1 protein-coding gene is annotated in these 431 nt (G+C 66.6%); it reads right to left on the bottom strand.

All coding sequences use genetic code 11. From position 1 onward, the window contains the following. Positions 1 to 431: phospholipase effector Tle1 domain-containing protein (locus JHD64_RS21145; RefSeq protein WP_199055586.1), on the bottom strand; the 431-nt coding region annotated here is incomplete at both ends.

Below are 431 nucleotides of genomic sequence, written 5' to 3' on the forward strand. Positions count from 1 at the left end.
ATCTGCGACAGCTGCATGCCCACCTCGCCACCACAGCGGCCCTGCTCGCGCAGGCCGTAGCCACCACCGACATCGGAATGCACGCCGGGGTAGACAAATTCACCCAGATTGCCTGGCGGATAGCGGCCGGACGGCAGGCGGGTGGAGTCCAGTGGAAAGCAGATGCGCTGCTCGTGCGCCGACACCAGGTGTACATGCTGGCCGATAAAGCCGGGGGCCTGCGGCAGCGGCATGGTGTGGTCGGCCCAATCGACATGGCCCAGGGCCGGTGGGCGGATGGCGGCAATGCCTACCGAAGCCACGGTATCGAACAGGCCGACAAACGGCACCTTGACCGGCACGCCAAACAGCCGGTACTTGCCATCTTCGCCGTGCTCGCACAGCTCCAGCAGCCAATGCAAGAAGGCGCGCGCCTCGGCCGCACCACGGGA

Origin of the sequence: Aquitalea sp. ASV15 (genome assembly GCF_016429115.1) — a bacterium.
In the GTDB taxonomy this organism is placed as follows: domain Bacteria; phylum Pseudomonadota; class Gammaproteobacteria; order Burkholderiales; family Chromobacteriaceae; genus Aquitalea; species Aquitalea magnusonii.